Genomic DNA, 8,061 nt, shown 5'->3' on the forward strand with positions numbered 1-8,061 from the left:
GTGACCCGAGTCGCATGGCTACCGCGAACGCGATGACGTACGGATACTTCCTGACGTGTGAGGACCACGGTCCACGGGCGCTGCTGGAGCAGGCCCGCATGGCCGAGGACGCGGGCTTCACCTCGCTGTGGATCTCGGACCACTACCACCCGTGGACCACCACGCAGGGACACTCGCCCTTCGTATGGTCGGTGATCGGGGCCCTGGCCGAGGCGACTTCCCTGCCTGTGGAGACCGCGGTGACCTGCCCCATGCTGCGTACTCACCCCGCCGTCGTCGCACAGGCGGCGGCGACGTCCGCGGTGTTGCTCGGCGGCGACCGCTTCAGGCTGGGCGTGGGCAGCGGCGAAGCGCTGAACGAACACATCCTGGGGACGGTCTGGCCGGAGGCTCCGGTGCGTCTGGAGATGCTGGAGGAGGCCGTCGCCGTCATCAGGAAGCTGCTGAGCGGCGACGAGATCAGCCATCACGGCAAGCACTACACCGTGGAGAACGCCCGCCTGTACGACGTGCCCGACGAGCCGGTGCCCATCGACATCAGCGGATTCGGGCCCGCCGCCGTGGAGTTGGCCTCCCGCATCGGCGACGGTTTCATCACCATGGAGCCGGACGGGGATTCCGTGGCCCGCTTCCGGCGCGGCGGCACGGGCCGCCCGGCACTCGGCGGTCTGAAGGTGTGCTACGACACGGACCGCGGAGTCGCCGTACGTACGGTCCACGAACGCTGGCCGAACATGTTCCTGCCCGGCGAGCTGGGCCAAGTGCTCCCCACGACCGCGCACTTCGAGCAGGCGAGCGGCCTCGTGACGGAGCAGCACGTGAAGGACGCGGGCATCCCGTGCGGCGACGATCCCGAGGAGCACATCCGCAATGTGCGGGCCTATGCCGACGCCGGATTCGATGCCGTCTTCGTCAATCAGATCGGTCCCGACCTGCGTGCGTTCTTCGACTTCTACCGCACCAAGGTGCTGCCGCAGCTTCCGAGTTGAGCGGGAGCCGGGCGCGGCCGGCGGCCGGACTCGCACAGCCGCGAAGGCGCGGTGGAGCCACGGACCGTCACTCCGGTACCGCCAACGCCGTTTCCCACGTTGGAGTGAACGCTGTATGCCCTCGCGTGAGATTCGGCGGCCGGTGAGTACGTTCGGGATGGGCCCCTGGCTCCCAGCGGGGCCGTGCGCGTTGCGCTCTGAGAAGAGGAGATGTCCCGCCTGGAAGCCAGGAAGGTTGCCGTATCGATGACGGAACAGGCACCGATCCGCTGCCCCTCGTGCGAGGGCTCCGGCGAAGGACGGACCGTCATGACCGGGGACGGCCCGTACAGCGAACCGTGCGCGTTGTGCTCAGGGGCAGGGCAGCGGCTCAGACCGGGCACCACGGCCGCCGCCCTCGTGCGGACCGCGGTCGCCTCCGGCCGTAGCCTCTTCGCCACACAACCCCTGCTGGTGCGGAGAAAGCGCCGGGGGCTGGAGGCCTGAGACGTTCAGTGCGGGTGAACTCGCGTGTGTGCGGGGCGAGTTCGCAGACGTCTCGTATGCCTCTCGTACGCCCCTCGTGTCGTACGCCCCTCGTGCGCGTCAGGGTCGCGTCAGGGGCGCGGCGCCGGGCGCGTGGGGTACGGCCCGGCATCGCGCCCCGCAGCGCTCAAGTCCCGGCCGTGCCCGTGCTGCCGGAGAAGAGAATGGAGGCGAGTTCCTCGTCCAGGGACTGCCGGATGCGGTCGGTGAGCCCGCCCTGGGTCGCCTCCTCCAGGACCTCGACCACGCTGCGGGCCTCGTGCACGGCCTTCGGGGTATCGGCCCCGGCGCGTTCGGCGACCCTGTCGAAGAACTCCTGGCGGCTCATCCGTACGCCGGTCTGCGGCACGTCCGGTGCGTACTCGACCCGGCGCAGGTGCTCGCCCAGCTCCCCCGGCAGTTGTGCGGCCAGATTGTCCGCCATCGCGGCCGGGATTCGTTCCGCCAGCGTCTCAAGGGTGGCGCGGGTGCCGGCCTCGGCCGCTCCGCGGCTGTCCAGGTGGGCGCGGGCCTGCACCTGGCCGATGAACTCGTCGTGCTGCATGACTCCCTCTCCTCACTCGAGGGTGTGAGAACCCGAGTCGTCACTCCAGCATGCGTCCGGCCGACGGACGTCGCATGTGCGGGCGTGGGGCGGGCCGCGACGGCTCTTGCCGTCCCTGCCGGTGCGGCCGCAAGAGACCGCCCGGACGTCTGGGACGACGGACGGTGAAGGGGCGAACACAGCGCCCGGGTGAGCGCATTGGGGCGGCTCGGCGGGCGGACCCGCCGTAGCGGCACGGGGGGCACCGAGCCGGTGACGAGGCGTGAAGACCTCGCAACTGCCCTACGCGCAGGGCGCGTTGAGGAAAGCGATCGACTCCGCGGTGCTCGCCGGGATCGATCCGCGACCGAAGGCGTGAGCGTCGTTTCACGCCTCGCTGTTTCGCCGAGGGCGGCGTGCGATCGGCCGGTGGGGGTACCACGGCTTTCGTCCCGGTTTGCGCCCCGGCTTTCCCTTGCGATCCGGCGGACCGGGGCGGCTGCGAAAGCCGGGCACCGCCGGAGACGTTCCCACGATCCGACGCCCTGGAGGGAAGACATGGCACAGCACATCGGCGAGATCATGACCCCCGACCCCGTGACGGCGACGCCCAGAGCGTCCATCGCAGAGATCTCCCGCATGATGCGCGAGGGGGACATCGGTGAGGTGCTGATCGTCGAGAACGGGAAAGTCCGCGGCATGGTCACCGACCGTGACCTCGTCGTCCGCGCCGTCGCCGACGCCCTCGACCCCGAGACCACCGTCGCCCAGGACGTGTGCAGCGCCGATCTGGCGACGTGCCCGCCCGACGCGGAGATAGACGAGGCCGTCCAGCTCATGCGGGACAACGCGATACGCCGTCTCCCCGTGATCGAGGGCGACAGGCTCGTCGGCACCGTGAGCATCGGTGACCTTGCCATCGAGCGCGACAGAAGCTCCGCGCTCGCGGACATCAGCGCGGCTTCGCCCAACCGCTAGGGCTCGCCGGGCGGTTGATCACGTTCGCGTACCCGGAACGGAGGCGAAGGCGGGCCGGAAAAACGCGAACGGGCCGGGGTGCGGTGCCTCCGCCGTCCCCGGCTCCCGTCCCGCCTTCGCATCCCTCGACATCCCCTCGGCAGCTCCGGCATCCCCCGGCGTCCCCCAACTCTCCGCATCGCCGGGCGGACTTCACATGCGTGCGTGGAGGCGGCGTGCCAGCTCCACCATGCGGGACGCCTTCTCCCGGGGGGTCGCGTACGACGTCAGATCGGCGAGCGGTGCGAAGCGACGTACCGTGATCGCCTGCGGGGACGCGAATGCGTGCAGGCCCTCCTCGCCGTGTACACGGCCGTAGCCGGAGTCGCCCGAGCCCCCGAACGGCAGTGACGGAATCGCGGCGAAGCCGAGCACGGACCCCACCGAGACGACACCGGCACGCAGCTTCGAAGCCGCCTCCTGCCCGGCGCGGGCGGAGCCGGTGAACACGGCGGCGCCGAGGGCGTATGAGGAGGCGTTGGCGCGTTCAACGGCCTCGTCCAGGTCGCTTACGGAGTTCACCGCGACGAGGGGGCCGAAGGTCTCCTCCCGCATGACGGGCGAGTCCTCCGGCACGTCCGCCAGCACCACGGGGTGGACGTACGGCGCACGCACCGACTCCGGCCCGCCGAGCAGCACGCGGGCGCCCGCGTCGGCTGCCTCCTTCAAGTGGTGTTCGATCGTGCCCAGTTGGGAGGGCAGCGTCATCGGGCCGTAGTGGGCCTCGTGTCCGGCGGCGCGGCCGTCGCCCCCTTCGCTCTCGGCGTCCCCGCCGCTCCCTTCGCCGTCAGGCCCCGGCTGCGAAGGTCCCGTCACGACCTGCTTCGCCCGCCGCACGATGCGCTCGCACAGCGCCTCGTGCACCGATGCGACCGCGTACACGCGTTCCACGCCCGCGCAGGTCTGGCCCGCGTTCGACATGGCGCCCCACACGACGGCCTCCGCCGCCCGGTCCAGCCCGGCGTCGTCCAGGTCGCCGCCGACGAGCACCGCGTCCTTGCCGCCGCCCTCGGCCGTCAGCGGGGTCAGGGTCTCCGCGCAGGCCGCGGCGACCTTGCGGGCGGTGGCCGGTGAACCGGTGAACGCCACCTTGTCCACGGCGGAGCGTGCCAGCGCCTCCCCGGTGGGGCCCTCGCCGGTCACGGTGCACAGCAGGTCGGTGTGTTCCGGGAGGGTCTCGTTCCAGATGCGCGCGAGCAGGACGCCTGTGCCCGGGGTGAGTTCGGACGGTTTGAAGACGACGCCGTTGCCTGCGGCCAGCGCGTAGCCGATGGAGCCCATGGGCGTGTAGACGGGGTAGTTCCACGGGCCGATCACGCCGACCACTCCGAGCGGCCGATATGCCAGCAGCGCCCGCTGATGCGCCGACAGCAGGCCCGGTGCGACCCGGCGGCGGCCCAGCACACGCCGGGCGTGGCGGGCCGCCCAGTCGAGGTGGATGACGGCCAGCAGCACCTCACTGCGCGCGTCGTGGTCCGGCTTGCCGGTCTCGGCCGCGATGACTTCGGCGATCTCACCGGTACGGGTGGCCAGCGCGCGTTTGTAGGCGAGCAGCGCCGCCCTGCGTCCCTTCCAGCCCGCCCGCGCCCAGGACTTGGCCGCCTCCCGGGCGCGGCCCACCGCTGCCGCCACCTCAGCGGGGCCGTCCACCGGGTAGTCGGCGAGCTTTGCCCCGGTGGCGGGAGAGAAGGAGGCGAGACGTCCGGTGCCGGTCATGGGGCTTCCTCGGTGGCAGGGGGTGCGGGCGGTCGGTTGTGCGCCCTTGGGCCCTGCCCGCCGGGAGCTGCGCGGCGGGCGTGACGGGCCGGGCGGGCCCGGGGGGCACAGCGGCGCAGGCTACCAGCGAGGTGCGTGCGTCAAGTGGCTTCGGCGGTACGTGAGTTGACGGGGTGCCTGCCGGGTCCCGCACCGAAGCCCCCGAAGCCCCGAAGCCCCGAGGCCGTGAAGCAGACCGTACGGAGAGGGAGGACCTGCGGGGCCGGGCGGGCGAAGTCCCGTCAGGGGCCCGGCCGTTGGGACGTACCCGCCGAAGCCTCGATGGTCTCTGTCTCGTCCTCCTGCGGGACGGGGCATGCGTCCATGGTCGAAAGGCGGCGCAGCGCGGCCTCCGACAGCAGCAGCACGGAGGCGACGGCGACGAAGGGCTGCAACGGCGCCCAGTAGCTGAGCGCTCCGGAGGTGCCCAGCAGGAGCAGTACGAGCTTGTTGCACACGGGGCAGCCCACGGCGACGAACGACAGCACGCCGCCCACGGAGCCGAGTCGGCGGCCCGCCTCCGGCACGGGTGTCCCGGGTTCGGGTGTCCCGGGCTCGCGGGCAGGGGGCGCGGCGGCGTCGGGTCCGGAGGCGTGGGTCTTCGGGTCGCGCATATAGGTGGCCAGCACGACGCCCCCGAGTACGGCGGTCAGCGCCAGCGTCGGATAGCTCCACCACTGCACCGGCACGGCTCGGGAGAACAGCGGGCTGGGCACCACGGCGGTGGGGAGCCCCACCAGCAGCGCGGTGCCGACGGCCGCGGCGGCGGCGCCGGTCCAGCGGCGCGGCGACCATCCGCGCAGGGCGAGTGCCGCCCGGCGAGGGGATCTTGTGGCAGAGGGCATGGTTGCCGTCTCCGATCGAGGCGTGGGCCGACGTGAAGAGAAGCGCCTTGCACGGTGCCGACGGAATCACATCCGTGCGGGAGGAATCGAGGGCGTCGTCGTCAACGGCCGGGAAGAGGCGGGCAGTTCGGCTCCACGTCGTCGTCGCGGGGTGTTCAGTCCGGTGTGTCCTGCGCGCCGTCGGTGAGGACCTCCGACAAGTAGCGCAGCATCTCGGGCTGCCGCTCGTGAAGGAAGAAGTGGTCGCCCTCGATCACCTTCAGGCTGAAGCCCGCGCTGGTGTGGCGCCGCCACTGGGCCACCGACGACACATCGACCTCTCCGTCCTCGCTGCCCGCGAAGGCCGTGATGGGGCAGCTCAGCGGACGGTCCCCGCTGAAGCGGTAGGTGTCGGCCACCGCGAGGTCGGCACGGAGTATCGGAATCATCAGCTCCATGAGCGACTCGTCCGCCAGCACAGCCTCGGGGGTGCCGTTGAAGGAGCGCAGCCGTTCGCGGAACAGCGGCTCGGGCAGGTCGTAGTCGGGAACGGCCGTACGCCGCATATGCGGTGCGCGGAACGCGCCGACGCACAGGTGCACCGGAGGGCGGCCGTGGCGCTGCTCCATGGTGCGGGCGAGTTCGAAGGCGACGAGCGCCCCGAGACTGTAACCGAACAGCGCATACGGGGAGTTGCGCGCTTCGGCGACTTCGGGAAGCAGATCCGCGACCAGCGGTCCGATGCGGTCGTGCGGTGTCTCGCGGAAGCGCCTGCCCCGGCCGGGCGGCTCGACCGGCCGTACGCGGACGTGCGGGGGAAGCGCACTGTCCCAGTCGGCGTACAGGCGTGCGGAGCCTCCCGCGTAGGGGAAGCAGAACAGTTGCAGGGGTGCGGGGGCGGCGGGGTGGGAAGTGGCCACCGAACCCCGTCGCGGATCGGTGTCGTGAACCATCGCCGCTCATTCCTTCCCGAATGCCTGGTCGTTACGGGGGTGTTCGGGACGTGCGTGTCCTGAAGGTCCTGAAGGTGCGTGTGCTCGACTCGCGTGTTCACCGGTGCCGTCCTGACGTCCGGAGAGCAGCGAAGCGATCGTCTTGAACTGGACGTTGGAGGTGCCCTCGTAGATCGAGCCGATCTTCGCGTCGCGGTAGAGCTTCTCCACGGGGTGCTCTCCGGCGAACCCGGCGCCGCCGAGGGTCTCCACCGCCTGCGACGCCGCGCGTTCGGCGACGGCGGAGGCGATGTACTTGGCCATGGACGTCGCCTTGATGCGCTCGGCCTGCGGTGCCCCGCCCTGGAGCAGACGTGCGGTGTTGTACAACAGCACGCGGGCCGCCTCCAGTTCGGCGGCCGTACGGGCGAGCGGGAACTGCACCCCCTGGAAGTCGATGATCCTCGTGCCGAACTGCTCCCGCTCCTCCGCGTGTTGAAGGGCGTGGGTGAGCGCTCCGTCGGCGAGGCCGACGAGTTGGGCGGCGATTCCGAGCTTGCCGATGTCGAGGGTCTCCACCATCAGTACGCCCCCGTCGCCGGGGCGCCCGATCAGGCTCCCCCGGTCGACGTGGACGTCGTCGAACGTCACCTCGCACGTGGAACTCGCACGAATCCCCATCTTCGGCACCGGCTCGCCCACCGTGAGGCCGGGAGCGTCCCGGTCGACGAGGAAGGCGCTGAGCGCGGACGCCGATGCCGAGGGGCCTTCCCCGGTGCGGGCGAAGACCAGGAACAGCCCGGCCTCGGCGGCGCTGGTGATCCAGCGCTTGCGGCCGTTGACGACGAACCCGTCGCCGGTCCGCTCGGCCCGGGTCTCCAGTGCGAAGGCGTCGCTGCCCGCGTGCTCCTCCGAGATCGCGTACGCGCCGACCTGGCCGCCCGCGAGCCGCGGCAGATGGCGCCGCTTCTGGTCGCCGCTGCCGTGCCGGAGGAGGGCGCTGACGACCAGGGCGTTCTGCACGTCGACGAAGACGGCGGCGGAGGGGTCGTGCCGGGCGATCTCCTCGATGGCGAGCACCACTTGGAAGAGGTCGCCGCCGCTTCCTCCGTAGACCTCGGGGATCTCGATGCCCATCAGGCCCTCGTCGAACAGCTCCTTGACGAGCCCGTCGTCGAGCCGCCCGGCCACGTCCATCGCACGGGCGCGGGGCGCCACGGACTCCTGGCCGAAGCGGCGGACCTTCTCACGCCAGGCCCGCGCCTGCTCCGGCAGCGTGGTCAGGGCCGGGGGGCACTCCCCCGGTGCGGGTGTCGGCATCCGGTGTCCTCTCACGTTCGGCGGGACGGACGGTAGGGCGTAGGGGGTCGGTTGGGACGTACGGAGTCGGTCGGGGCAGGGCGGCCGGGACGAGTGCCCGGGAGTGGCGCGGCCCGTACGGGCACCGGACAGCAGTCGGCCCGAAAGGGACGCTCACGACGGGCAGTCGAGGCGCC

General features: G+C 71.6%; 8 protein-coding genes. 3 read left to right on the top strand and 5 right to left on the bottom strand.

What is annotated here, in order from left to right:
- The first annotated feature begins 14 nt into the window (after positions 1-14).
- Together MMA15_RS02580 and MMA15_RS02585 are read left to right on the top strand one after the other, a co-directional pair.
- Positions 15-989: a TIGR03557 family F420-dependent LLM class oxidoreductase gene (locus MMA15_RS02580; RefSeq protein ID WP_241057299.1), complete on the top strand. Its 975-nt coding sequence runs from the start codon at positions 15-17 to the stop codon at positions 987-989.
- Between the two features lie 246 nt (positions 990-1,235).
- Entirely contained in the window at positions 1,236-1,475 is a 240-nt protein-coding gene (locus MMA15_RS02585; RefSeq protein WP_241057300.1) for a hypothetical protein, read from the top strand.
- 166 nt (positions 1,476-1,641) lie between these two features.
- On the opposite strand, the gene MMA15_RS02590 is transcribed toward MMA15_RS02585, so the two are convergent.
- Positions 1,642-2,058 (bottom strand): DUF2267 domain-containing protein, encoded by a 417-nt coding sequence (locus tag MMA15_RS02590; RefSeq protein ID WP_241057301.1) that lies wholly within the window; start codon positions 2,056-2,058, stop codon positions 1,642-1,644.
- 537 nt (positions 2,059-2,595) lie between these two features.
- Here MMA15_RS02590 and MMA15_RS02595 point away from each other — a divergent pair.
- Positions 2,596-3,015 (top strand): CBS domain-containing protein, encoded by a 420-nt coding sequence (locus tag MMA15_RS02595; protein ID WP_241057302.1) that lies wholly within the window; start codon positions 2,596-2,598, stop codon positions 3,013-3,015.
- Between the two features lie 192 nt (positions 3,016-3,207).
- Here MMA15_RS02595 and MMA15_RS02600 read toward each other — a convergent pair whose 3' ends face one another.
- From MMA15_RS02600 to MMA15_RS02615, 4 genes are all read right to left on the bottom strand, one after another.
- Positions 3,208-4,770: an aldehyde dehydrogenase family protein gene (locus MMA15_RS02600; RefSeq protein ID WP_241057303.1), complete on the bottom strand. Its 1,563-nt coding sequence runs from the start codon at positions 4,768-4,770 to the stop codon at positions 3,208-3,210.
- Positions 4,771-5,051: 281 nt separating this feature from the next.
- On the bottom strand, positions 5,052-5,654 hold the full coding sequence (locus MMA15_RS02605) for a hypothetical protein (protein ID WP_241057304.1): 603 nt from the start codon (positions 5,652-5,654) through the stop codon (positions 5,052-5,054).
- Between the two features lie 155 nt (positions 5,655-5,809).
- Entirely contained in the window at positions 5,810-6,586 is a 777-nt protein-coding gene (locus tag MMA15_RS02610) for a thioesterase II family protein (protein ID WP_241057305.1), read from the bottom strand.
- Between the two features lie 6 nt (positions 6,587-6,592).
- Entirely contained in the window at positions 6,593-7,885 is a 1,293-nt protein-coding gene (locus MMA15_RS02615) for an acyl-CoA dehydrogenase family protein (RefSeq protein ID WP_241057306.1), read from the bottom strand.
- Positions 7,886-8,061: the final 176 nt, after the last annotated feature.

Origin of the sequence: Streptomyces marispadix (assembly GCF_022524345.1) — a bacterium.
Taxonomy (GTDB): Bacteria; Actinomycetota; Actinomycetes; order Streptomycetales; family Streptomycetaceae; genus Streptomyces; species Streptomyces marispadix.

Coding starts and splice junctions, on each gene's coding strand:
- MMA15_RS02590 (WP_241057301.1), bottom strand. CDS start 2,058: ATGCAGCACGACGAGTTCATCGGCCAGGTGCAGGCCCGCGCCCACCTG.
- MMA15_RS02605 (WP_241057304.1), bottom strand. CDS start 5,654: ATGCCCTCTGCCACAAGATCCCCTCGCCGGGCGGCACTCGCCCTGCGC.
- MMA15_RS02600 (WP_241057303.1), bottom strand. CDS start 4,770: ATGACCGGCACCGGACGTCTCGCCTCCTTCTCTCCCGCCACCGGGGCA.
- MMA15_RS02615 (WP_241057306.1), bottom strand. CDS start 7,885: ATGCCGACACCCGCACCGGGGGAGTGCCCCCCGGCCCTGACCACGCTG.
- MMA15_RS02585 (WP_241057300.1), top strand. CDS start 1,236: ATGACGGAACAGGCACCGATCCGCTGCCCCTCGTGCGAGGGCTCCGGC.
- MMA15_RS02595 (WP_241057302.1), top strand. CDS start 2,596: ATGGCACAGCACATCGGCGAGATCATGACCCCCGACCCCGTGACGGCG.
- MMA15_RS02610 (WP_241057305.1), bottom strand. CDS start 6,586: ATGGTTCACGACACCGATCCGCGACGGGGTTCGGTGGCCACTTCCCAC.
- MMA15_RS02580 (WP_241057299.1), top strand. CDS start 15: ATGGCTACCGCGAACGCGATGACGTACGGATACTTCCTGACGTGTGAG.